This is a genomic window from Mesorhizobium sp. LjRoot246 (assembly GCF_964254115.1).
In the GTDB taxonomy this organism is placed as follows: Bacteria; Pseudomonadota; Alphaproteobacteria; order Rhizobiales; family Rhizobiaceae; genus Mesorhizobium.
Map to the genome: position 1 here is coordinate 5,628,685 of NZ_CAXUSN020000001.1, position 24,785 is coordinate 5,653,469.

At 62.0% G+C, this 24,785-nt stretch carries 21 protein-coding genes and 1 pseudogene; 15 read left to right on the forward strand and 7 right to left on the reverse strand.

What is annotated here, in order from left to right; genetic code table 11:
* Positions 1–34: 34 nt before the first annotated feature.
* The gene (locus ACSQ3L_RS27520) at positions 35–571 is read right to left on the reverse strand and encodes an OmpA family protein (protein ID WP_436163543.1); all 537 of its coding nucleotides are present in this window, start codon (positions 569–571) and stop codon (positions 35–37) included.
* A gap of 193 nt (positions 572–764) precedes the next feature.
* Between ACSQ3L_RS27520 and ACSQ3L_RS27525 the strand changes: the two genes are divergently transcribed.
* On the forward strand, positions 765–1,343 hold the full coding sequence (locus ACSQ3L_RS27525) for a DUF6931 family protein (protein ID WP_436162766.1): 579 nt from the start codon (positions 765–767) through the stop codon (positions 1,341–1,343).
* Positions 1,344–1,390: 47 nt separating this feature from the next.
* On the opposite strand, the gene ACSQ3L_RS27530 is transcribed toward ACSQ3L_RS27525, so the two are convergent.
* From ACSQ3L_RS27530 to ACSQ3L_RS27545, 4 genes are all read right to left on the reverse strand, one after another.
* Positions 1,391–2,635 (reverse strand): caspase family protein, encoded by a 1,245-nt coding sequence (locus tag ACSQ3L_RS27530; RefSeq protein WP_436162767.1) that lies wholly within the window; start codon positions 2,633–2,635, stop codon positions 1,391–1,393.
* A 19-nt stretch (positions 2,636–2,654) separates the two neighbouring features.
* Complete coding sequence (locus tag ACSQ3L_RS27535) at positions 2,655–3,764, reverse strand: OmpA family protein (protein WP_436162768.1); 1,110 nt, start codon at positions 3,762–3,764, stop codon at positions 2,655–2,657.
* Between the two features lie 169 nt (positions 3,765–3,933).
* Positions 3,934–7,716: an autotransporter gene (locus ACSQ3L_RS27540; RefSeq protein ID WP_436162769.1), complete on the reverse strand. Its 3,783-nt coding sequence runs from the start codon at positions 7,714–7,716 to the stop codon at positions 3,934–3,936.
* Between the two features lie 241 nt (positions 7,717–7,957).
* Entirely contained in the window at positions 7,958–8,683 is a 726-nt protein-coding gene (locus ACSQ3L_RS27545) for a hypothetical protein (RefSeq protein ID WP_436162770.1), read from the reverse strand.
* Between the two features lie 188 nt (positions 8,684–8,871).
* Here ACSQ3L_RS27545 and ACSQ3L_RS27550 point away from each other — a divergent pair, with 188 nt between their 5' ends.
* The gene (locus ACSQ3L_RS27550) at positions 8,872–10,332 is read left to right on the forward strand and encodes a caspase family protein (RefSeq protein ID WP_436162771.1); all 1,461 of its coding nucleotides are present in this window, start codon (positions 8,872–8,874) and stop codon (positions 10,330–10,332) included.
* Positions 10,333–10,527: 195 nt separating this feature from the next.
* Here the strand turns inward: ACSQ3L_RS27550 and ACSQ3L_RS27555 are convergent, their stop codons facing one another.
* Positions 10,528–11,049, reverse strand: coding sequence for a hypothetical protein (locus ACSQ3L_RS27555; RefSeq protein ID WP_436162772.1), 522 nt, complete (start codon positions 11,047–11,049; stop codon positions 10,528–10,530).
* Positions 11,050–11,950: 901 nt separating this feature from the next.
* Positions 11,951–12,622: a GntR family transcriptional regulator gene (locus ACSQ3L_RS27560; RefSeq protein ID WP_436162773.1), complete on the reverse strand. Its 672-nt coding sequence runs from the start codon at positions 12,620–12,622 to the stop codon at positions 11,951–11,953.
* 142 nt (positions 12,623–12,764) lie between these two features.
* On the opposite strand from ACSQ3L_RS27560, the gene ACSQ3L_RS27565 reads away from it, so the two are divergent.
* From ACSQ3L_RS27565 to ACSQ3L_RS27625, 13 genes and pseudogenes are all read left to right on the forward strand, one after another.
* Positions 12,765–13,352, forward strand: a complete 588-nt coding sequence (locus ACSQ3L_RS27565; protein WP_436163544.1) for an amino acid synthesis family protein — start codon at positions 12,765–12,767, stop codon at positions 13,350–13,352.
* A complete protein-coding gene (locus ACSQ3L_RS27570; RefSeq protein WP_436162774.1) occupies positions 13,345–15,132 on the forward strand; it encodes an alpha/beta fold hydrolase in 1,788 nt (595 codons plus the stop codon). Before ACSQ3L_RS27565 ends, ACSQ3L_RS27570 begins: the two co-directional genes overlap by 8 nt.
* A 5-nt stretch (positions 15,133–15,137) precedes the next feature.
* Entirely contained in the window at positions 15,138–16,193 is a 1,056-nt protein-coding gene (locus tag ACSQ3L_RS27575) for an LLM class flavin-dependent oxidoreductase (RefSeq protein WP_436162775.1), read from the forward strand.
* Entirely contained in the window at positions 16,193–17,671 is a 1,479-nt protein-coding gene (locus tag ACSQ3L_RS27580; protein WP_436162776.1) for an aldehyde dehydrogenase, read from the forward strand. Before ACSQ3L_RS27575 ends, ACSQ3L_RS27580 begins: the two co-directional genes overlap by 1 nt.
* A gap of 83 nt (positions 17,672–17,754) precedes the next feature.
* Positions 17,755–18,774 carry a polyamine ABC transporter substrate-binding protein gene (locus tag ACSQ3L_RS27585; protein ID WP_436162777.1) on the forward strand — a complete coding sequence of 340 codons (1,020 nt, stop codon included), beginning with the start codon at positions 17,755–17,757 and terminating at the stop codon, positions 18,772–18,774.
* Between the two features lie 68 nt (positions 18,775–18,842).
* Positions 18,843–19,703 (forward strand): ABC transporter permease, encoded by an 861-nt coding sequence (locus ACSQ3L_RS27590; RefSeq protein WP_436162778.1) that lies wholly within the window; start codon positions 18,843–18,845, stop codon positions 19,701–19,703.
* A 1-nt stretch (position 19,704) separates the two neighbouring features.
* Positions 19,705–20,505: an ABC transporter permease gene (locus ACSQ3L_RS27595; RefSeq protein ID WP_436162779.1), complete on the forward strand. Its 801-nt coding sequence runs from the start codon at positions 19,705–19,707 to the stop codon at positions 20,503–20,505.
* Entirely contained in the window at positions 20,502–21,578 is a 1,077-nt protein-coding gene (locus ACSQ3L_RS27600; RefSeq protein WP_436162780.1) for an ABC transporter ATP-binding protein, read from the forward strand. Before ACSQ3L_RS27595 ends, ACSQ3L_RS27600 begins: the two co-directional genes overlap by 4 nt.
* A 20-nt stretch (positions 21,579–21,598) precedes the next feature.
* Positions 21,599–22,078, forward strand: a pseudogene (locus tag ACSQ3L_RS27605) (SDR family NAD(P)-dependent oxidoreductase); the annotation flags it as partial.
* 136 nt (positions 22,079–22,214) lie between these two features.
* Positions 22,215–22,484, forward strand: coding sequence for an acylphosphatase (locus tag ACSQ3L_RS27610; protein ID WP_436162781.1), 270 nt, complete (start codon positions 22,215–22,217; stop codon positions 22,482–22,484).
* Positions 22,485–22,635: 151 nt separating this feature from the next.
* On the forward strand, positions 22,636–23,286 hold the full coding sequence (locus tag ACSQ3L_RS27615) for a Rieske 2Fe-2S domain-containing protein (RefSeq protein ID WP_436162782.1): 651 nt from the start codon (positions 22,636–22,638) through the stop codon (positions 23,284–23,286).
* Positions 23,283–24,128 (forward strand): aromatic ring-hydroxylating dioxygenase subunit alpha, encoded by an 846-nt coding sequence (locus tag ACSQ3L_RS27620; RefSeq protein WP_436162783.1) that lies wholly within the window; start codon positions 23,283–23,285, stop codon positions 24,126–24,128. The genes ACSQ3L_RS27615 and ACSQ3L_RS27620 overlap by 4 nt, the downstream gene beginning before the upstream one ends.
* Positions 24,125–24,784, forward strand: a complete 660-nt coding sequence (locus ACSQ3L_RS27625) for a glutathione S-transferase family protein (protein WP_436162784.1) — start codon at positions 24,125–24,127, stop codon at positions 24,782–24,784. The genes ACSQ3L_RS27620 and ACSQ3L_RS27625 overlap by 4 nt, the downstream gene beginning before the upstream one ends.
* Position 24,785 lies beyond the last annotated feature (1 nt).

Sequence of the window (24,785 nt, forward strand, 5' to 3'; positions counted from 1 at the left end):
CGGAAAACCGTTTCACACTTTTCCTGGAATTGCCCTATTGCGTCTTTATCCGCATTTCCACGCGACGGTTCACGGGATCGTACGGGTTTGGGCTGCGAGGATTTTTTTCGCCCATGCCGATCGCATTGATGCGCGCGGTCTCAATCCCGCTGGCTGTTAGGAAGGTCGCCACCGATTGCGCTCGTCGTTGCGACAGGCCTTCGTTGTAATGCACGGTGCCGGTGGCGTCGGTGTAGCCTTCGACGACGAAGTCGAACGTGCGCAGCCGACTGTCCTTCAGGGCCTTGGCGAATTCGGTGAGTTCAGCGCGCGCAGTCGTGTCGAGCTCGGCCGAATCCAGCCCGAAATTGATCAGCATGTCGAGGCTGGATTTTCCTGCTGGCGTGTCATTTGCCTTGGTCTTGCTTTTGCACTCCTCCTCGGAGCCGACACAAATTCCTCGCGACTTGCCGAGATCGGCCGCACCGGCAAAAAACTTCACAATGTCTTCTGATTTCTGAACAGGGTCGGCGGAAGCGTGGCTCGAGAAAAACACGACCGCCAACACAAAAGCTGAACTGCTCCACTGCATAGCGGCTCCTCCTGTTTGAGCAATCCGATTTCGATCGTCGCGATCATACCAAATTCCAAGGCAACTGTCTGTCGACAAAACACTTGGGGCACGGACAATGCCGAGAGTTGTCGGCGCGTCACAGGATGAGACTTGACCCGCGCCGTGCGCGAGGCTTGAGTGGCCAAAGCTCCTCGATGAAAGCGTGGCGGTCATGGCCAATGGGCTCCGGTTCAAAACGGCACGGGATCTTTTCATGGCCTGTCCCGCTGTTGGCCGGGACATGAGAGCCCTTCCAACCGACCAGCGCTCGATCGAGTTCTGCCGCGACCTCCTCGCCGGGCGCGTTCCCGAGGAAGCGATTACATTTTGTGCCTACCTGCTTCCCGAGCGGGCCGCGGTCTGGTGGGCCCATGAATGCCTGAGCCACCTGACCGACCTGTTCGATGAGACCGATCACGAGTTGCTCGCGCTTGTCCGCGACTGGGTGGGTGAACCGGACAGCGTGCATCATCGGGCAGCAGTCAGTGCGGCCGCGGCGACACAGCCAACGACGCCGGTCGGCTGGATTGTCCTGGCTGCGGGATGGCGTGACAATGGTTCGGCCGGGGCCGCGACGATGGTATCGGCCCTGCAACCATTTCCTGCCGCCCATGCGGTCAATGCCGGGATTCTGACCGGACTGGCACGTGTCGCTCTCGCCGACCGGTTTGCCGTTCTTTCGGCCTTTGTCGAAATGGGCATCCAGATGGCCGAGATCGAGGCGCTGCGCCAATCAGCGGATGCGTATTAAAGCATTCACCCCGGCACAAACTGGATGGATGCCATCAATGCCCTGCCTTACTTGCAGCCACCTTGAGCCCATTTGGCCAGCGCCACCTTGAAGCGTGTTCCAAGCGGATGCTGCAGGCGCAAAACAGAGACATCGTTGGAGGCGAAATTTTTCGCCTGTTCGCACAGCCGGGCCTCGTTCCACTGATGACAGCCGTCGCAGTGCTTGCCTTCCCATACCGACTTGTCGAGCCCCTCCACTGGACTGAAGCGCGGCTTGCCCTTGATGAGCTCGGCAATGCTCTTGCCGTCGATTTCCGGATCGCCAAAATCGATGGGGTGGTCGAAAAAGATGGGGTCGTCCGAGGCAAGCTTCGGGATCTTTTGACGAAGCACATTGAGTGCGAGTTGGGCGTCGTCATCGGAGCCGGCCGGATTTGCCGTGGCGTTGCGCCCATCCGAGCCGCCTTCCGGTTGCGGAGCGCTCGCCTCGCCGACGATCAGCGGCGCGTTGAGATCGATCTTGTGCAGGACGACCTCGGTGGTCAGCGAGACGTTGGTCCAGGGGCGCTGTTTGCCGGCGGTTGCCTTGAACACATCGGCGGTAACGCGGTTCATCGCTTCGGTGATGGAAACATTCGTTTCGCCCATATGCGCGAGCAGCGCCGAAGCAAACGGCGAATGTTCGCCCGACCCGTCATAGGCGACCTGATCAGGACTGGTGGCGAACGCGACAAGCGTCCCCGCGCCACCATTCTCGATCGGAATTTCGGCAAGGCCGCTCCTTGCTCCCTTGACGCCGGCGGTCTTTGCCAACACATCGGCAAGCGGATTGTCACGGCAGGCGTCGAGGAAAATCAACCTTATGCTGGTCTCGCGTGACATCTGCCGCAAGATGAAATCCACGGGCACCGCCTCGAAGTCGAGCGAGGTCTCGTCCTCAAGTGCTGCATCGACCGGAAGAAGGTAGTTGCTGCCTGAAACCTGCAACCCATGGCCGGCATAGAAGAACAGGGCGATGTCGGCGCCGCGAACCTGCTTGGCGAACTGCGCAATCGTCGTCTGGGTCTGCAATTTGGTCAGGTCGAAGCCGGAAACGACTTCAAAGTCCAGGTTCTTCAGGCGTTCGGCCATGGCCTGGGCGTCGCGTACCGGATTGGTCAGCGCCGGGGCATGCTGATACCTGGAGTTGCCGAGGACCAACGCGACACGGCGTTCGGCATTGGCGGCCGACAAAGTCAAAAGCAATGCCAGGGCTGCAAGCCCGATGCCGCGCATAAGGCCACCACAACGGGCGATCAGATCGAAACCCACCGGGACAACGGACCCTTCCTCAGTTGACGAGCTTGGTAGCGGAAAACTCGATCCGCCGATTGAGTGCCTTGTTCTTCGGCGTGTCGTTGGGGGCAACCGGCCGCTCCTCGCCGTAGCCGGTCGCGGCGATCTGCGTGCGAGGAATGCCGGCAGCAACAATGGCCTCGGCAACCGCCTCGGCCCTCCGCTCCGACAAGCGCTCGTTCTCGACAGGCGACCCATCGGAATCGGTATGTCCGGAAACCTCGACCTTCAGGCCCGGGCACTTGCCAACGACACCGACGACCTCCGCAAGCAGCGGGCGGCTTTGGGTATCGAGCCGCGCGCTCGCCGTTCGAAAGTAGATAGCTCCAGTTCGGGAGAGCACCGCAAACCGGTTGAGGCATTCCTCGTCGCTGAAGTTCGCCTTCGCGGCATCGGTGGCGACGGGTCCGACGTCGGCGGTCTTCGCCGCAACAGGCCGGACAGCAGCCGGCTTGCTGCCGTCGGCGGTGAACACGAAATCGAACGACACCGATGCGGTCGGAACAATGTTGGTCACATTGGCCGCCTGCTGGAGTTTGTCGACATTCGGCAGCAGCCCGAAGTCCTCCACATGCACGGCGACAGGGGCCTCCGAAGCGACCGACACCATGTTGTCGCTGATCATGGTCACGACGACGTTTGCCTCGAGGTCCTTGTCGACTCCATGCAGGTTGAGACGAAACGGAAGCACAGTCTTCACACGTCGCTTGGTCGCCAGGTCGGCAAACGCCGCGGGATCCACCTTCGCGGTCAGTTCGGCGGTCGGAAACTTGAATGTCTCGAAGAACAGGAACCGCATGCGGACATTGCGAAGATCGACCCCCGTATCGACCGAATTGAGATCGAAGGTGACTTTGGCATCACCCGCCGTAGTAAGGCTGCCGGAAATGTTCCTGATCTTGTTGGTCTCGACGATCGTGTTCTTCTTGACCGACTGATAGGTGAGCACCGACGCGGTGGGATCGAGCGTCCAGTTCGCCTGTGCGTTCGCGGTTCCCAGTCCGGGCAAGAGCAACACGGACAGCGCAACGATCAAGCCAAGCGTGTTTGTGGCGAGCCGCCTTCTCGACGGTATTTTCCAGCAGAATCCGACGACTTCGAACATGGAACCCCCTGTCCGCGACAACAGACTTCCGTATCGACATCACACCATGCGGTGCGGCCAGAGAGCATAGAACACTTGTTCTCGCTTGGCGAGCATCTCCGCTGACCGTGTGGTGGTGCGGCCCAGGTGATGTGAATTTCGGATCTGTGACAATCGCCGGAGCCATCGGCTAGAAGGCGATCTTCAGTCCGAACTTGGCGCCGATGGTGGAACTGTCTGAAGATGCCTTGCCACGGACTTCGCCGTTGACGGTGGTCGAGGCCGACATCTTCAGGTTGAAGCCGGTCGACAGCGCGGCGGAAAAATCGGCATCGTCGAAGTCGATCTCCCTGGTGTCGATTTCGGTCGTGTTCTTGTAGCCGAAACGCTGCTGCAATTCGCCCCGCGCATAGGGGCTGATCACCATGCCGTTGCTTAGCGTGTAATCGCCATAGATGCCGGGCTCGAGCTTGATCGCGCCAAAAGAAAGCTTGCTCTTGCCGAACTCGTTGCCGCCGCTGTCGGTGTAGGGATCGCCACGAAACGAAACGCCAAGCAGGCCGCCGCGCAGATCGAAACGGGTACGCTCGCCCAGCTTGAAGATGTGGCCGACCGACGCCGTCACCGCATAGCCCTCGGTGTCATAGCTGCCGGTGGTGCCGAGCACGCCGTTCGTCACGTCGCTTCCGCCGATGAAGCCGGAGGCCGAGACCAGCGCGTAGTCGTAGTTCTTGCGCAACAGCGCGTAGCCGCCGAACATGCCAGCCTTGTTGGTGCCTTCGCCGATGGCATCAAATCCCCGGAACCCGCCGAGGTTGACGTCGGTCGAGGCGTAGCCGGCGAAAACGCCGATGTTCAGGCCATACTCATTGTCGAACTGGAAGTGTTTGGCGGCATTGAAATCCAGGCTGATGGCGGCCGAAAAATCATTGGCGTCGAAGCTCGGACCGGGGCCATCCAAACCACCGCCGGTGATGTTGTAGCCGTGATGCTCGGTATGAGCGAACTGACCGGAGGCAAAGACCCCGAAGCTCTCCGAAACCGGCACCATTCCAGACCCGGTCGCTGGCGAGAGGTTGAGGTCAGCATCGAGCGCGTCGCGGTTTATGCCGTAGAGAGCGTCGATTGCCACCGTGACCGCGCCGGCGTTGGTGGCGCTGGTCGGCGCCGCGGCAATGCCGAAATTGGCCGGCGTGGCACGCAAGAACACGCTGCCATTCGGGCCGGTTACGACCTGATAAGTGAAAAGCGAACCCGGTGTGCCGGGAATGCCTGTGACGCTGAAGGTCCCGGTGACCGGACCGCCGGTCGAGACGATGATCGGGATATCGGTAGGCTGGGTGAATTGCGGCGTGCCGAGCAGGTTGACGATGATGGTGTTGGCGCCGGTGGCTGAAAACGCGCCGGCAACGAGTTGATCCGCCTGCACGGTCTGTTGGTTGATGTCGAGGCCGATGCGGGCGCCGTTGAGGGTGAGTCCGCCGAGCGTCAGCACGTCATTGGCGACACCGTTCGTCATGTCGATCAGCGAATTCGTGGCGATGATCGAACCCGGCATGGTGACGTTGCCGTTGATGAACAGCGTCGAGCCGTTGCCGAGGTTGAGCTGGTTGATGCCTTGCGTGCCGCCGCTGAAGCGCAGCGTGGAAGCGTCGGCCGAGAAATTGTCGAAGCCCGTGAAGTTCTGGCTCTTGCCGCCGGCCGCGAGGTCGGTGTCGGTGACGGTGCCATTGGCATTCGTTCCACTAAACAGCACGCCATCGCCCAGATTGAGCGGATCGACCGTGCCGATACCGTCGATGACGAGCGTGTCGGGTCCGAGGCCAGTGATGTCACCGCCGATCGTGCCGCCTGACAGATGGACATGCTCGGCGTCGATGCCGCCAGTAATGGTGCCGCCGGTGACCGAGACGTTGTCGAAGCCGCCGCCGCCGCTGACGTTGCCGCCGACCGTGCCGCCGGAGACCGTGACGGTGTCGTTGCCGTCGTCGCCGGAGACGTTCCCGGTGACGGCGCCGCCGCTGACCGTCAGCGTATCCGCGCCAAGGCCGCCGCTGAGATTGCCGACAATTCTGCCGCCACTGATGTCCAGCCTGTCGTTGCCGTCGCTTCCAAAAACGCCGCCGCCCACCGAGCCTCCCGATACGGTCAGCTGGTCGTCGCCGGCATTTCCTTCCAACGCATTGGCGATCGCACCGCCGCTGACCGTCATGATGTCGTTGCCATCGTCGCCAGTGACCGAACCGCCGACCGTGCCGCCGGTCATGTTGAACGTGTCGTTGCCGTCTTCCAATGCTACGGTACCGCTCGGCACGACAACCGCGAAGACGCCGAGGCCATTGCCCTGGATGTTGGCGGTACCCGAAATCGTGACGCTGTCGTCGAGGTCGCCGGCGAACAGCGATCCGGTGACCGTGCCACCGCTGATCGTATAGGTGTTGCCGCCGCCTTGCCCGAAAATAGATCCGTTGACCGTGCCGCCGCTCATATCGAAAATATTGACCCCGGTGCCGAGATCGACATAGGCCTGCGCGGCTGCGGTACCGATCGTGCCGCCCAGAATACGCACCGTGTCGTTGCCGTCGTCGCCGGAAACGGTTGATCCGACAGTACCGCCGCTGATCACAATCAGGTCGTCGCCGACATCGCCGATGACCTCTCCCGCAAGCACACCGCCGGAGACGAATATCTGATCGTTGCCGTCGTTGCCTTCCAGAAAGCTGTTTATGATACCGCCATGCAGCGCAATGATATCATTGCCGGCACCACCGCTCACCGACCCCGCGAGCGTGCCGCCCGTCATGGTGAAGGCGTCGTTCCCACCCTCCAGTCCGACGGAATCCGGTCCGCCCACTTCAGGATCAATCCCTACGCTGGCACTGCCCGAGATCGAGACGCTGTCATTCTGGCTGCCAGCATAGATCGAACCGTCAATCCTACCGCCGCTGACCGTATAGGTGTTGCCGCCGCCTTCGCCGAATACCGAACCGGTCACATGACCCGCGGTCATGTTGAAAATGTCGGCGCCATCCGCGAGATCGACGCGGCCCGGCGCCGTGGTCGACCCTATGGTACTGCCGTTGATGTTGACGGTGTCGTCGCCGTCGTTGCCGAATATGCTGCCGCCGATGGTGGCGTTGCCACTGACCGTTATTGTGTCGTTTCCGGCCTCTCCATCGACATCTAATTCGATTGCGGTATTGCCGCTAATGCTGACCTGGTCGTCGCCGGCCCCGGCATCCACGGCCTCGACGTTGCCTCCCCCTATGGTGATGGTATCGCTGCCACCGCCCCCAGAGATAATACCGACGGTTGGCGCGCTGAAAAAAACGCCCTCCCCGGTCTCGAGGATACCGACTGTTATCTCGTCGTCCCCAACGCCGCCGGTCACATCACCGACCTGCGTAGCGCCGCCGGATATCTCGGCCCTGTCGGCACCATCTCCAAGGTTGATGTCCTGAATGCTGCCGGCCTGAATGACGACGGTGTCATCGCCCGCCCCGGTATCGAGATTGGCCCTGACGTTGGGGGCGAACGGCTCGCCCAAGTAATCCCCATAGAACATCTCGAATTGGTCTTTGCCGCCAAGGAGCTGGATCGTCCCATCCGCCGACTGCAAGGAGGTCGACCCTTCCGCAGGCAGGCCGCCTACACTGGGCGTTGTCGACACATCGTCGGTCAACTCGCCGCCAAAAATCCTTACGATGTCGTCGCCATTGCCATCGTAGTCATTGATCTCGATCTCCGACGAGTTCTGGAACCCATTGAACCGGGTGGTGAATACGCCATCGATGTCCTGAAAATCACCGGTCGTCCTGCACTCCACCGTAACCGATGTCGTCTGGAACGGATCGCCGTCGCCGTTTGCAGTGGCGGAGCACGCCGCTGCGCCAGATATTTGGAACGTGGACGCTGCCGCTAACGCAAGCAGCGAGACTCCCGCCAATTGATAGGCCTCGCGCGGCACTCTCATTCGACCCCACCTTACGAGAAATCGATACCGTCACAAATTAAGACAAACTAAAATAGGTCCCACCCATGTGATCGGGGCTCGTTGACCTGCCTCGCCGAGAGTGTACGCGGCGTGTTGCTCTACGGCAATGGTTCGGGGTTCGCCGTCGGGGCGACTATCAGTCCAGCTGTGGCGACAAAGTCACGATCGAGAAGCTCGAAGCGAACTATTTACCCCAATGTATCACCGTTCAAAGGGCACATTAGAGATCAGAATAGGCTGCCGAAACGGTCAGGTCTCCGGCATGGGCAATCTTGCGATCGTAGCTTGCCCATATTTCGCCGCCACACTGTTCCGCCCAGCGGTGACAGAAAGAAAAATCGTCAGGCAAATCCAGTTCCGGGGTCACGATCTTCGCGAACGGCGTCAGGAAATTCTGGAACTGAGCGGTGTACTTGTTCTTTCGGTAGCGAGACCGGTCCACTGTCTCGGGCAACTTCTCGATCATCGCCGTCACGCAGTCGCGGGAGACCAGAAAGATACCCGTGCCGCATGATGATACCCGGACAAAGCCCCCTATCTCTTGCCGGGGTTCGACGACGGTTCCGATGAACTCCAGGCTTTGTGCGAAGGCCTTGTCGAAGGGCAGTGTCGACAGTGAGTGGAGTTTTCGCAGATCGACCAGACGCCGGGGATACAAAGTGCCGACCACCGGCTTGTCCAGCGCCAGCATCGCGGCGATGAGATCGGGCGAAAAGCCCATGTCGCTGTCGATCATCAGGATGTGACTGCAATCGGGCTTGTTGTAGTAGAAATTCGTCAGCAGATAGTTCCGGGAAAACGGGATATCCGTGTACTCGATTTCCGACAGCGTGAAGGCGTAGCTGGACAGGCTCTTGTGGGTCAGGGCCGTGAAAAGGCTGCGAACGAACACGCTTTTGTAGGCTGCTCCATAAACCGGCAGCGCGAGGTTGATCTTGATCGGCATCGTGCCCTCCACAGTCCAGTGGCTGCATACAAATCCCTTTTTCCTATCTTTGACAGGATACTTGGTATAAAAATTTGCTGGCCTTTGACGGTACGGAGTCCAGACGCTCAGGCAGGATTGCGTTTGCGTGTGGTGCGTTCGAAGGCTGCCGGATCAAGATTGACGCAGGCTGGAACGAGCATGCCGATATGACCCATCGCCACGGATTCTTCTTGCGCATCCCGTTGCTGATACTTTTCGTGATCCTGAGCACGGTCGGCGTTCGCGCCGCGGTCGAGCAGAACGCCTCGCCACAGCCGCGCAACCGGCTGGCGATCATCATCGGCAACACGAACTACCAGAGCAAGCGTCTCGAGCACCTCGCCAATGCGGTGAACGACGCGACGAAACTGTCCGATAGTCTCAAGCGGCTGAATTTCGAGGTTCTGACCGGAACCGATCTCACCGCCGATGGATTCGCCAAGCTTTTCCACGCCGCCGAGGCCAAGCTGCCCGAAAGCAGCGCCGTGCTGATCTTCTACGCCGGCCACGGCATGCAGGTGCAGGGCGAAAACTACCTGCTGCCGATCGATACGCCCGATCCGGAAAACCTGGACAAGCTGACGGCGCACGCCGTCAAGCTGAACGATGTGATCGCCAAATTCGCCAGTCGCGACCGTCAGACCTTCATCTTCCTTGATGCCTGCCGCAACAATCCGCTGGGCAGCGGCGCCAACATCTCCAACGGTCTGGCACAGGTAGAGGTCGGTGAAAACACATTTGTTGCCTTCGCCACCCAGCCCGGCAACGTCACCGTCGACGGTACCGGCGAAAACAGCCCGTTTACCACGGCGCTCCTGAAAAATGTCGAAATCCCCGGCTTGAGCATTTCGGACATGATGATCCGCGTCCGCAACGAGACCGAGGCGCTCACCGTCGGCCGCCAGGTTCCGTGGGACCAGTCGAACCTACGTGAACAATTCTATTTCACCGAACAGCAGATGCTCGATCCGGCGCAGTTGAGCGCCAGCCTGTCGCGCATCCTGTCCGATCCCGACGCCAAGAAGAAGCTGCAGATCGAACTCGCCTCCAACGACCTGCAGACCGCCGTTCTCATCGTCGGGCAGACGTTGCGGTCGGTCGAGATTCCGGCGCCGTCAGGCGGTTCAGCGGGGCCGGTCGGCACTCAGGTCGCCAATCTGTCTTCAACCGAAAGCGTTGCAGTCGCTCGCCAGAGCGTCGTCTCCGGCCTCGAAACCCTCATTGTCGGCGCATCGGCGGGCGAAGCGGAAAAGGACAAGGCGGGCGATCTTGCGCGCAGCATTCAGACGGAACTTCGGCGCCTGGGTTGCTACCGGATGCAGGTTGATGGCGATTGGGGCACGGGCTCCATCCGCGCCCTCACCGACTATTACAAAAATACCAAACAGGTCGCATCGACACCCGAGCCGACCGTCGGACTGCTCGGCGATCTCTTTCTGCGCTCAGGCAGAATCTGCAAGCAGCCGGTCATCGTCAAGGCCAAGCCGGCTAAAGTCGCGTCGGATAACGGCCCTTCGCAAACCGGTCCCGGCCGCAAGGCCGCGAAACGCACGCAGGTCGCCCCGCAACGCCCCGCAGCCCCCCCACCAGACATTAGTGGGGGCATAGGCATTGGTGGCGTGTTTTAGGATGTGGGTGGTCAGGCGCGCTTCGTTACCGCCCTTGTTGTGGGAATGCCGCGGCTCGTGGCCGCCACGCTCCTTGAGCGCAGCGGTTATGACGCAAAGGCATCGGAGCATTGGAAGGGCCGCTATAGGGAGATTGTCCATTGGCGCGCGATCGCGCGGATCAAAACCGCGGGAGCGCGACCGTATCTTCTTTGATCATTGCCTGATGAACACGCCCCTGTAGGTCTGGCCGGCGAGCGTATAGGTTCCGGCCAGAGTTCCGTCGGGCAGCATCATAAAACTAACGTCCGCGCCATTCGGGAGGCGCCCAAGCTTCAACGTAGTCCCTACAATTTTTCCTGCGCCTGCGGCCTCTCCCGGATTGTTATCGCCCAGAATTCCCCACGCATAGGTGACCGTCACCTTTCCGTTCGAAGAAACAGATTGAACAGCCAGTTTACCTTCATATGTGCCCTCCAATCGTCCGGCCCAATTGCCCGAAAAAGCAGCGTACTTTGTTGGAACGCCCTTTGAAGGAGGAGTGATTGTCACGGATTGATCCATGATTACCGAGCCAGGAGGAACAGCGGCAGGATCCAAGGCGGGTTGGGACGGAATGGTAGCAGGATCCAACACAGGTTCGACAGCAGCGGATTGCGGCGGTTCAGGAGCCGATTGGCACGCGGCTAGGGCAAGTGCCGCGAAGACCAGCATAAGGTTCCGCATCAATTTCTCCACATCGTTCTCCGACGGCGTATCCGAAAAGCCCACTGATCGGCAGAAAGTTCCATTCCCCACCCAGGCCGGATGTCGGAGACACCTGATAGGCCGAACAATGGCCCTAATAGATAGCCGAGCGTCAACCGTGTAGCGACCTCGCGCGGCCGGACCTCAGGTGGCTTGTTGGCGCGCTTCTGGATGTACCGTCAGAAATACCGGCAGATTCTGTCACTGCTTTTTCCGTCGCCAGCAGCAATCAAAACCTATCTCTTGAAAATCAATAGCTTGCCGATATTGGCGGTTCAATTGATGATGTGGAGTGTATGGTCAACGAGACCGAGTTAACACTATACTTTTCCACGCTAAAGCGCGCAAAGTCCGACATCAGAACCGTCAAAAATTAGGCTTTTGATTTTAAAGGGAAAATCGCCACAAATATTTCGAGGTTTCAGCAACTATCGGGACCAATCGGCGATTTTTGCAATCATATGGCGTCTGGCGGTGCGCCTATGCCGTTTCGAAAAAGTCCCGTCACCTCTCCAATTGTGTGCATCTTTTCATTGCGAAATCAATCGTCATGGGACCACAGGATGTGGCGCGGGCCATGATTCTATTGTCTTTTTCGTGGGCGTGAATTGGAGAGTTTCCCGTATTGTCTCGTATGGGTCCGCCACCACCGTACGCGTGAATTCGGCCACCTCATTGCCAGCATCGCGCCAGAAGCCGACATTTCCGGCGCGGCTCCTGAGCTACTATTTGAGCGACATTGCTCCGTAGCTTCACCCAGTTTCGGTAGGAATGTCGGTTTTGACGTGCCTTGAACCCAGCACCGAGCAACGCCTTGCGGCCAGCCATTGGGATCGCATGGTATCGGGCGAGGCCGGGAGCTTGGCGCTTGAACTTCACCACAAGACCACCGTCACCTCGAGCGCAACAACTGTTGAGCGATAGACCAGGCTTGCTCGACATGATGTCGGGCGGCCGCCTCAGCTTTGTCAGGGTCGCGCGACTTAATGGCGTCCATGATCGCGGTCATTTCGACTATCGCCGGTTCCCGGCGATTGGTTGAGGTTATGGTCATCGACCGCAGTTGATTGATGCGAACATTCAATCGTTGCACGATCTCCCAAGCGATGCGCTTTCCGGCAGCGTCGAAAAACTCTTCATAGAATTTCGCCGTTGCCCGCATCACCTCGACCGGCTCCCCTGACGCCCAGGCTTCGAGAAGGTTCGCAAAGGCACCATCAAGCATCGCGATTTGCTCGCTGGTTGCAGAGGTCGCGCAAGCACGCGCCGCGATGCCTTCGAGCAGCGCCCGCAATTCGTATATTTCATCGGTGCGGCCGAGATCCGGCCTAGCCACGGCAGGTCCATGGCCTGGTATCATCTGCACCAGGCCTTCCGCCTCCAGTTGCCGGAGCACCTCGCGTACCACCGAACGGCTCACCCCGAGCTGATCGCATAGCGGCCGCTCGACCAGCCTTTCGCCTGGCTGGAAGTGAAAGCCCATGATCGCCTCGCGCATGCGCTCCAGCGCCAGCGTCCTCAGTGTCTTGGCAGAGCGGTCGATCCGCAGCGTATCGTCTGACATTTTTTCTCCGCCTTAGCTTGCGCCGCCACAAAACAGATTCCGCAGCCGATTGACAAGGTTCTTGGCGCTCCATAGCATGGTATACCATAAGATGACACAGGGATGACGGCGCCGGATGGCTGCCATCGCGAACGAGGACTTCATGAAACCGGCCATTCGAAAAACCGTCACCTACATCGAAAACACGCTTATCGAGGGCGGCAAGGCCGCGCCCAAGCCGCTGCGCCTGATCGGCGTCGCCGCGGTGCTGACGAACCCCTGGGCTGGCCGCGGTTTCACCGAGGACCTGTCGCCGGAGATCCGCGCCGTCGCCCCGGTCCTCGGCGAACTGCTGACGCGCGAAATCATCGCCGTCGCCGGTTCGAGCGAAGCAATCGAGGGCTACGGCAAGGCCGCCATCTGCGGCACGGCGGGCGAGATCGAGCATGCATCGGCGTTGATCCATACGCTGCATTTCGGCAATCACTACCGCCGCGCGGTCGGCGCCAAGACCTATCTCGCCTTCACCAATCTGCGCGGCGGGCCGAACACGCCGATCATGATCCCGCTGATGGACAAGAACGACGAGGGCCGCCGCTCGCACTATCTGACCGTGCATTTCCAGATCGGCGATGCCCCCGCCCCCGACGAACTGGTGGTGGCGCTTGGCGCTTCGATCGGCGGGCGCCCGCATCACCGGATCGGCGACCGCTATCAGGACCTCAAGGAGGTGGGAGACCTGCATGGCTGATGTCGCCGCCCCCGCATGGATCCGCAACACTGCTCCGGACGGCACCGGCTTCATCCGCGCCGGCGCCGGCGCGCCGGTTCTGCTCATCCACGGCGTCGGCATGAACGCGACGATCTGGCGCGATCAGATCGTCGCGATGCAGGACCGCCACGACCTGATCGCCATCGACATGCTCGGCCACGGCAGCTCGCCGCTGCCGCCGGAAAATGCTGCCCTGTCGGATTTCGCCGAGCAGGCGCTGCGCCTGCTCGATCATCTTGGCCTTGCGTCGGTATCGATCGTCGGCCATTCGATGGGCGCGCTGGTCGCCCTGGAAATCGCCCTTCGCGCGCCGTCGCGCGTCCGCTCCATTGTCTGCCTCAACGCTGTGTTCCGCCGCCCCGAAACCCTGGCGCAGGCCGTGCGCGAGCGTGCGGCAGCCCTCGGCACGCATGGCGATCCTTCCGCCATCGCGGCAACGCTTGCCCGCTGGTTCGGCGACCCGCTGCCGGAGAGCCTGGCGGGGGCGGCGGCAACGGCGCGAGCTGCTCTTGAAGGCGTCGACCCGGAAGGCTACGCGCGCACCTATCGCCTTTTTGCCCATGCCGATGCCGAGCATGCCGATGCCTTGGCCGGGCTGGCCGCACCAGCCCTGTTCATGACCGGGTCTGACGATAGCAATTCGACCCCTTCCATGTCGGCGGCGATGGCGCGGCTCGCGCCGCACGGCCAATGCCTGGTGCTCAGCGGAGAAAGGCACATGATGGCAATGGCTTCATCCGAAAAAGTGACTCACCGCATCAGCGCCTTTCTCGATGCTGGCGAAGCCGAGACGCCGCAGGCCGATGCCGCCTTCGACAGCGGCGAATTCCGGCGCGCGCTCGGCTCCTTCCTGACCGGCGTCACCATCGTCACCACGGTCAGTGCGGAAGGCGAGCCGCGCGGCTTCACCGCCAACTCCTTCACCTCGGTCTCGCTCGAACCGCCGCTGGTGCTTGTCTGCATCGCCAAGAAGGCGCTGGGACACGGCGCGTTCTCCACATCGAAAGGCTTCGCCATCAACATCCTGTCGGAGAGCCAGAAGACCCACTCCGGCATCTTTGCCTCCAAGGCCGCGGACAAGTTCGCGACCGTGGCCTGGCAGCCGGGCCAGACCGGCAATCCGCTGATCGACGGTTCGGTCGCGGTGTTCGATTGCGCCATGCAGCAACTGGTCGACGCCGGCGATCACTCGATCCTCATCGGCCGCGTCCGCGATTTCAGCCACAACGGAGCACAGCCTCTCGGCTATTGCCGGGGCACCTATGTGACGCCCGGCCTCAGCCAGGAGGCGCTAGCGGCCGTACCCCCTGATACGGAAGTCGGCGCCATTCTCGAAAATGAAGGCCGCGTGCTGTTCTTCGAAACACCGGACGGTTTCAACGAATTGCCGGCAGGTCGCGGGCTGGGCTCGCCAAAGGATCCCCACAGCCTCAAAGGATGCCTTGCCGCCAAGGCTGTCGACGCGCATCTCGGCTTCCTGTTCGCCGTCTGGGACGATGCAGCTGCTCCGTCGCGCACGCATGTCTACTATCGCGGAGCGGTCGACGGCCCCTGTTTGGGCGATCGCCGGATCAGGCTTGTCGACATCGACCAAATCGCCGATCTCAGGATCGCCGACCCGGCGGTTCGTTCCATGCTGACCCGCTATGTCCGCGAACGCACGCAAGATGCATTCGGCGTCTATGTCGGCAACGAGGTCGAAGGCGAAGTCCGGCCGCTCGCCAAACCTTCGCCAGTTCTTCTGTCCGGTCGCGGGTGACGCTGATGAAATTCTCGCTTTTCGTCCACATGGAGCGCTCGGATCTGGCAAAGCCGCATTCCGAGCTTGTCGGCGAGCTGGAAGAGCTGGTTGTGCAGGCCGAAGAAGCAGGCTTCGAGACCGCCTGGATCGGCGAGCATCATGGCATGGAATTCACCATCTCGCCGAACCCGTTCATCAACATCGCCTGGCTCGCCGCCAAGACCAGGCGCATAAGGCTCGGCACCGGAACCATCGTCGCGCCGTTCTGGCACCCGATCAAGCTTGCCGGCGAAGCGGCGATGGCCGACGTGATCTCCGGCGGCCGCCTCGACATCGGCATTGCGCGCGGCGCCTACGCTTACGAATACCAGCGGCTTTTTCCCGGCCTCGAAGCATGGGGCGCCGGCCAGCGCATGCGCGAGATGGTACCGGCGATCCGCGGCCTGTGGGATGGCGATTTCGAACTCTCCGGCGAGTTCTGGTCGTTCCCGCCGACCACCTCGTCGCCCAAGCCACTGCAAAAGCCCTATCCGCCGATCTGGGTGGCCGCGCGCGATCCGAACTCGCACGACTTTGCCGTCGCCAGCAAATGCAATGTGCAGGTGACGCCGCTGGCCTCGGGCGATGGCGAGGTGGCCAGTCTGATGGAGCGCTTCAACACCGCTTGTGGTGCCCACCCCGACATAGCACGGCCCGAAATCATGCTCCTGATGCATACATTCGTCGCCGAGGACGCGGCCGATGCCGACCACCTGACGCAGGATCTGTCGCAATTCTACTGCCAGTTCGGCGCCTGGTTCCAGAACAAGAAGCCGGTGCGCCAGGGCATATTGGAGCCGCTGACTGATGCCGAAATCGCGGCCATGCCGCAATATGCGCCGGACAAGATCCGGCAGAACCTCGTCATCGGCGAAGCCGACGAGGTGATCGCCAGGCTGAAGGCCTATGAGGCGCTCGGCTACGACCAGTATTCGATCTGGATCGACAGCGGCCTCTCCCACCAGCGCAAGAAGAAATCGCTGCAGCTCTTCATCGACAGGGTGATGCCGGCTTTTACCGAACCGAAAGCGGGATCGTGATGAGCACCGCTCAATTCAGGAACTATATCGACGGCAGCTTCGAGGACGCGGCAGCGACTTTCGACAGCATCGACCCGTCGACCGGCGCGGCATGGGCAAAAATGCCCGCTGCCTCATCCGATGACGTCGACCGCGCCGTCGAGGCCGCTCACCTTGCGCTGCGCTCCGGTCCATGGCCGGCGCTGACGGCAACAGCGCGCGGCAAGCTCCTGGTGCGGCTCGGCGACCTGGTGGTCGCCAATGCCGACCGGCTGGCGGAACTCGAGACGCGCGACACCGGCAAGATCATCCGCGAGACCCGCGCCCAGATCGCCTATGTCGGCGACTACTACCGCTACTATGGCGGACTGGCCGACAAGCACGAAGGCGCGTTCGTTCCCATCGACAAGGCGGACATGGAAGTGACTATCCGGCCCGAGCCGATCGGCGTCGTCGCCGCCATCGTGCCGTGGAATTCGCAACTCTTCCTGTCCGCCGTCAAGCTCGGGCCGGCGCTTGCCGCCGGCTGCACCGTTGTCCTCAAGGCTTCAGAGGATGGCCCTGCCCCGCTGCTCGCCTTCGCCGAACTGGTTCATGAGGCCGGCTTTCCCGCCGGCAGCGTCAACATCCTGACCGGCTTCGGCCATGATTGCGGCCACCGCCTGACCAGCCATCCGCTCGTCGCCCGCGTCGCCTTCACCGGCGGCCCGGCGACGGCGCGGCAGATCGTCAGGAACACGGCTGAAAATCTCGCTTACACGACGCTCGAACTGGGCGGCAAAAGCCCGGTCGTGGTGTTCGCCGATGCCGATCTCGACAGTGCCGCCAACGCCGTCGTCGCCGGCATTTTCGCCGCCACCGGCCAGAGCTGCGTCGCCGGCTCGCGGCTGCTGGTCGAACGTTCGGTGAAGGACGAATTCCTCGCCCGGCTCAAGCGCAAGGCAAAAGCGATCCGCATCGGCGACCCGCAGGATCCTGCAACCGAAATGGGGCCGCTTGCCACATCACGGCAGCGCGACCGGATCGAGAAGATCGTTGCGGCAAGCCTTGCCGCAGGCGGACGCCTTGTCACCGGCGGCGAAAGGCCTGCAGGCCACGAAAGCGGCCTATACTACGCACCGACGATCATCGATGCCAATGACAACACCGGCCTGCCCTGCGTGCGCGAAGAACTATTCGGTCCCGTCCTCAGCGTGCTCGCCTTCGATACCGAAGTCGAGGCGCTCGCGTTTGCCAACGACACGCCTTTCGGCCTGGCGTCCGGCGTCTTCACCACCAATCTCACCAAAGCGCACCGCATGGCGCGCGGCATCCATGCCGGCGTGGTCTGGATCAACACCTATCGCGCCGTCTCGCCGCTGGTTCCGTTCGGCGGCTATGGCCAGTCCGGCCTCGGCCGCGAAGGCGGCATGGACGCGATCCGCGACTACACACGCTCGAAATCGGTCTGGATACGCACATCGGACGACCCAATTCCCGATCCTTTTGTCATGCGGTAGCCGCCGCAGGTCGGGGATTCGCGATCAAGGCGAAAACGCCGATCACGAACAACCAACAACGAAAACAAACAGAGGAGAACGACATGAAACTGATCACCACCGGCATCCTGGCCGGATTTTTCGCAACCACACTTCTGGCAACGACAGCCGCAAGGGCCGAGGACATGGTGTTCACCTCCTGGGGCGGGACGACCCAGGAAGCGCAGACCAAATCCTGGGCGGAGCCGTTCACGGCCGCATCCGGCATTAAGGTCCTGCAGGACGGCCCGACCGACTACGGCAAGCTGAAGGCGATGGTCGACAGCGGCAGCGTCAACTGGGATGTCGTCGACGTCGAGATGGATTTCGCCATCAAGGCGGCCAAGGACGGCCTGCTCGAGCCGATCGACTTCACCGCCGTGCCGAAGGCCGACCTCGATCCGCGCTTCACCACCGATCATGCCGTCGGCAGTTTCTACTATTCCTTCGTGCTCGCCTGGAACAAGGGCGCCGTTTCGGGTGAACCGGCCGGCTGGGCCGACATGTTCGACCTCAAGAAATTCCCCGGCAAGCGGACCTTCTACAAATGGTCGGCGCCCGGTGTCATCGAGATCGCCTTGCTGGCCGATGGCGTTCCGGCCGACAAGCTCTATCCGCTCGACCTCGATCGCGCCTTCAAGAAGCTCGACACCATCAAGTCGGATATCGTCTGGTGGGGCGGCGGTGCGGAGTCGCAGCAATTGATCGCGTCCGGCGAAGCGACGTTCGGCCAGCTCTGGAACGGCCGCGTCTTCGCACTTCAGCATGACGAAGCTGACGTCGGCGTGTCCTGGGCTCAGAACCTGACGGCGGCCGACGTTCTGGTGGTGCCGAAGGGCGCCAAGAACAAGGATGCAGCGATGAAGTTCCTAGCCGCGGCAAGCAGCCCGGCCGGCCAGGCGAAATTTGCCGAAGCCAGCGGCTATGCGCCTGTCAATACCAAGGCCAAGGCCGAGATGGCGGCGGACGTCGTGAAGTCGCTGCCGGACGCTCATGTCGATGGGCAGATCGATCTCGACATGAACTATTGGGCTGAGAACCGCGACGCCATCGCGACGCGCTGGTACGCCTGGCAGGCGAAATAGCGCAGGCTGCCGCAACAGAACGGGACGAGGCGGCTCAGGCTGTCTCGTTCCACAAACAGGTTCCCGCCATGTCAGTCGAAACGCGTCAGATCTTTGGGATAGTCAGAATGCCGGCAGGCTTCGCTGGCCTGCTGCCGGCACTGATCCTGATTGCGCTTTTTTTCGTCGTCCCGGTGCTGGCCCTGCTGTTGCGCAGCATCACCGAGCCCGCTCCCGGCCTGCAGAACTACGCGACGCTTCTGGGTGACGGCACCTATGCCAGGGTGTTCTTCAACACCTTCCTGGTCGCGGCGGTCGTCACCGCCGTCACCGTCCTCGTCGCCTTTCCGGTCGCTTGGATGCTGGCGATCATGCCGGCGGCGATCGCCTCGATCGTCTTCGGCATCATCATCCTGTCGATGTGGACCAATCTGCTCACCCGCACTTACGCCTGGATGGTGTTGCTGCAGCGCACCGGCGTCATCAACCGGACGCTGATGGCCGCAGGCATCATCGACCTGCCGCTGCCGCTCATCAACAATCTCACCGGCGTCACCATCGGCATGGTCTACATCATGCTGCCCTTCATGATCCTGCCGCTGGTCGGCACGTTGCGGGCGATCGACCCGATGACGCTGCGCGCCGCGTCGCTGTGCGGCGCCAGCCCTTTCCAGGCCTTCCGCCGTATCCTTTTGCCGCTGTCGCTGCCCGGCATCGCCGCCGGCGGCCTGATGGTGTTCGTCATGTCGCTCGGCTATTTCGTCACGCCGGCACTGCTCGGCGGCACGTCGAACATGATGCTGGCCGAAATGATCGCGCAGATGATCCAGTCGTTACTCAATTGGGGGCTCGGCAGCGCCGCCGCCTTTATCCTGCTGGTCGTGACCATGGCTCTCTACGCATTGCAGCTGCGCCTTGTCGGCGCCCGCCGCGTGACGGGAGGCGTCTGAGATGCTGCTTGATTACGACCGCATGGGTTGGCTGAAAATTGCGCTGCTCGGCTTCACCGCGCTGGTCGCCGCCTTCCTCCTCTTGCCGGTGGTCTTCATCGTCCTGCTCTCCTTCGGATCGTCGCGCTGGCTGGCCTTTCCGCCACCCGGCTGGACGCTGAAATGGTACCAGGAGCTGTTTGCCGATCCGGCCTGGCTGGAGGCGGCGCTGACCAGCGCCCGCATCGCCACCATGACGGCAATCCTCGCTGTGGTGATCGGCCTCATCGCCTCCTTTGCCCTGGTTCGTGGACAGTCTCGCGGCTGCGAAATCCTGCGCGGCCTGCTGCTGACGCCGATGGTCCTGCCGGTCGTGGTCTTCGCCATCGCCATCTACGCCTTCTTCCTGCGCCTCGGTCTCGGCGGCACCACGATCGGCTTCGTCATCGCCCACACCGTGCTGGCGCTGCCCTTCGCCATCATCCCTATCGCCACGGCGCTCGAAGGCTTCGATAAATCGATCGAGGATGCGGCCATCGTCTGCGGCGCCAGCCCGCTCGAGGCCAAGCTCAGGATCACCTTGCCTTCGATCCGGATCGGCATCTTTTCCGCAGCGATCTTCGCCTTCCTCGCCTCCTGGGATGAAGTCGTCGTAGCGATCTTCATGGCCAGCCCGACCTTGCAGACCTTGCCGGTCAAGATCTGGGGCAGCTTGCGCTCGGATCTGAGCCCGGTCATCGCCGCCGCCTCCAGCCTGCTCGTCGGCCTGACGCTTGCCCTGATGGTGGTGACGGCATTGCTGCGCCGAAAGTTCCAGACATGACCCAGCCCTTCCTCTCTATCCGCAAATTGCACAAGGCGTTCGGCGCGTTCACTGCCGTGCATGACGTCACCCTTGAGATACCCAAGGGTGAATTCCTGACCTTTCTCGGACCTTCGGGCTCCGGGAAATCGACGACGCTCTACGCCATCGCCGGCTTCCAGGATCCGAGCTCCGGCGACGTGCAGTTGGAAGGCAAGTCGCTGCTCGCCGTGCCGCCGCACAAGCGCAACATCGGCATGGTGTTCCAGCGCTATACGCTGTTTCCGCACCTGACGGTGGCCGAAAACGTCGCCTTTCCGCTGCGCGTTCGCCGCCAACCGGACGCCGAGGTGAAGAAGAAGGTTGCCGACATGCTGGCGTTGGTGCGGCTGGAAAGCTTCGCCGCGCGATTGCCAGGCGCCTTGTCGGGCGGCCAGCAGCAGCGCGTCGCGTTGGCGCGAGCGCTGGCCTATGACCCGCCGATCCTTTTGATGGACGAGCCGCTGTCGGCGCTCGACAAGAAGCTGCGCGAGGAAATCCAGGCCGAGATCCGCCGCATCCACCGCGAGACCGGCGTCACCATCCTCTACGTCACCCACGATCAGGAAGAGGCGCTGCATCTCTCCGACCGCGTCGCCCTGTTCAGGGACGGCCGCATCGAACAGACCGGCACCGGCGAGGATCTGTATCTCCGTCCGGCGACGGACTTCGTTGCCGGCTTCATCGGCAATTCGAATTTCCTCCCCGCCGAGCATCTCGAAACCGTCGACGGGGCTGCAACGATCCGGCTGACGGACGGTTCGCTCGTCTCCGGCGTGAGCGTCAACGGCGCTTTCGAGAAGGGCCAAAAAACCAGGCTGATGATCAGGCCGGAAGCGTTTGGCATGGAGCGAAAGCCGGCGAGCGCGGAACTCAATGTCGAGATCGTCGATGTCGCCTTCTATGGCGAACGCCGGCGCATCGTTGCGCGCACCGCCTCAGGACAGGAGATCGACATCAGGCCGACCTCTAGCGCCATGCGGTCACATGACCCAGCGCAGTCCCGCCGGCAGATGTTTTTCGATCCGGCCGCCGCGTTCCTGTTTCCCGCCTGAGCGAAGTCAGAACCGGCTAACTGCACGTCATACGGTGGTTGCGACCATGCGCGACGTCGAAGGAAGCGTCGGTCAATTCGGCGATCGACCATGTAATCAAGCACGGAAAAATTGATGCGCTGATCAACAATGCAGGAACGATGTTCGTTGGGATCACGGAAGCCTACACGGTCGCGGATGTCGAACGGCAGTTTGCGGTCAATTTCTTCGGCGCCGTGCGCGCCGACCGCGCCGTTCCGCCGCATATGCGTGCCGCCAGCAGCGGCTTCTCGTCCATGTCACGTCGCTCATGGGCCGACTGATCTTTCCTCTCTTCGGTGTCTATTCTGCGAGCAAATTTGCGCTCGAGGCGCTTGCCGAATCTTACCGCTATGAACTGTCGAGCTTCGGCGTCGACTCGGCGATCGTCGAACCTGGCCCATTCCCCAGCAACTTGCTTCCATCCAGTCCGGGAGCCATCCGATGCAGGGGTGCTGACATCATATGGACCGGTCGCGGCAGCGACCCGGTCTTGACCGGGGTCGGCGAGGATGACGAGCGTCCTTGTCGGCGAAAGATCTGTCCGCCTTTTCATGCCCTAGCCACGTGATTGGATACGACGTATCTGTAAAATGAATTTCGTTGCTAAGATCCTTCATGAACGAGCAAGATCGACGTTTTACGCGCGAGCGCATGACAATCCTCGGCGATGTCAGAGCGGCATCCTTTCTTCCGTGGATCGAGCGTCATGCCGCTAAGCTCGGCCTCGCGCAGGCAATATTCATTGCCGGTCCCGACCGGATCGAACTCGACGTTGCCGGTCCGGCGGAACTGGTCGACATGATGGAGATGGGGTGCTCTCTTGGACCAATCGATGTCTGGGTCGAGGCCATTCGCCGGGCGCCGATCGAGAACGAATCGGGCTAGGTTTGCGGCGTCGCCTGTCAGGTGTCATGCACCTTTTTTAGGCATTATTGCCAGTGAGGAAATGTTGTGCAAACGTAACCAGGCTTATTAGCATGTCCTTGACCGCGAAGCTGCGCTCGGGAAGATGCTGGTGTCGTTTGAAAGTTGAAGTATGCCGCCCTATCCGACCGGCTCATGGATGCCTGTTGCCCTCTCCGCGGACTTGCCTGCGGGAACTGTAATGCCGGTGCAATCCCCAGCCGGACCCGTTGCCCTTTGGCGAAGCCGCTCCGGCCGTGCGGCGGCCTTTGCCGACAGGTGCCCTCATCGCGGCATGCGCCTTTCCCACGGCTTCGTGCGCGGTGAGACCCTGTCCTGCATTTATCACGGCTGGAGCTATGCCCAGGCGGGAAACTGCCTGCGCATCCCGGCCCATCCGGCACTGACGCCGCCGGACACGATTCGTGTCGCGATGCAGCCCGTCGAGGACGACGACGGTATCATATGGATTTCCGCTGGCGAACCCGCCGCCGGGCCGCCGCGGTTCGAGGGCCTTGCCCCCCTGCGCTCCATGATGGTGGAAGCGGACATCGCGGCGCTGGAGGCGGCCGCGGGCACGAAGTCCGGCGCAGGCCTGCTCGACTACACGCACAATGCCCAGACCGTCCGGCTGCTGCTTGTCCCCGAAGGGCAAGCGCGGACGCTGATGCATGTTCTGGTGGACGAAGACAGCAATCCGACCCAGCGTATCGGCGCGTCGAGGGCCGCCGAGGCGCTGCGACGGGCGGCCGAGAATATTTCGCGCAGCGGGATCGCCCAATGACCCGCAACGCGATGATCGACGAATGGTATCCGGTCGGCCTCGCCAGCCAGCTTGATGTGCATGGACGCAAGACGGCCCTGATGGGCGAGCCGATCGTGGTGAGGCGCGGCGAAGACGGAACCGCGAAGGTCACGGGCGGCAACGAACGCGCGCTGCCGGCCTGCGTCCGCTATGGTCATGTCTGGTCATCGCTCGGTGATCCGCAAAAGCCGCTGTTTGCGATCCCCGAGGCCGATCAGCCCGGCCGCCGGCTCGTCGATGTCGGGGTGATGCGCGTGCGCTGCTCGCCGTTGCGCGCGGTGGAGAACTTCCTCGACATCGCGCATTTTCCTTTTGTGCATACCGACATATTGGGGGCCGAACCGCATACCGAGGTCCAGAACTACAAGGTCGAGATCCGGGAGGACGAAGACGAGGTTTGGGCGACCCAGGTGAAGTTCTACCAGCCGCAGGCCGCCAAATCGGCGGAAGGCGGCATAACCACCGAATACATGTATCGCGTGCCTGCGCCGACCTGCTCGATCCTCTACAAGACCTGCCCGCCGCGCCCGGGTGAATGGGACGTCATCACGCTGTTCGTGCAGCCACTTGCCGAAGACCTGTGCGACGTCTGGCCGTGGATGGCGCTGTTCGACGACGAAACACCGATGACGGACCTGATCCATTTCCAGCAGACGATCTTCCTTCAGGACCGGTCGATCCTCGAGAACCAGATTCCGGGGCTGCTGCCGCTCGATCCCGGCATGGAAATTCCCACGCGGGCCGACCTGACATCGGTTGCCTACCGGCGCTGGCTGAAACGCCATGGCTACACCTACGGCGCGCAGTTGGTGGCGCAATGAAGCTCTACGACTACGTGCTGTCGCCGAGCTGCTACAAGGCGCGCCTGATGGCCGCGCTGACCGGTGTGACACTCGACATCCGCCCCGTCGACTTCCATCCCGGCGCCGAGCATCGCGGTCCCGAGCTCATGGCGCTCAACCCGGCTGGTTCGATCCCGATCCTGGAGGATGGCGACCTCGTCCTGACCGAATCCTCGGCCATGCTGGTTTACCTCGCCGCGAAGGCGGCGCCGCAATGGCTGGGCAACGACACGCCCAGGCGGGCGGCGCGCGTTCAGCAATGGCTTTCCTTCTCGCATCGGCTGACCGCCAGCCTGGGGGCGGCGCGCCTGCACGAGATGCTGTTGCGTCCGGGCAATATCGCTGTCCTTCAGGGGCAGGGGACAGCGGCCCTGCGGGAACTGGAAGCCGGCCTCGTCGAACAGCGTATCCGCGGCCAGCGCTTCCTTGCGTCGGACCGGCCGACGATCGCCGACGTCGCCTGCTTTCCCTATGTGGCGCTGGCGCCCGACGGCGGCGTTTCGCTCGATCCCTATCCCGCGATCCGGCTCTGGTCGCGGGCGATCCGCGCCATCGAGGGTTTCATCGAGATGCCCGGCATCCATCGGCTGCACGAGCTCAAGGCCGAGCCCGTCCCAGAAGTCGGCGAGGCCTGAC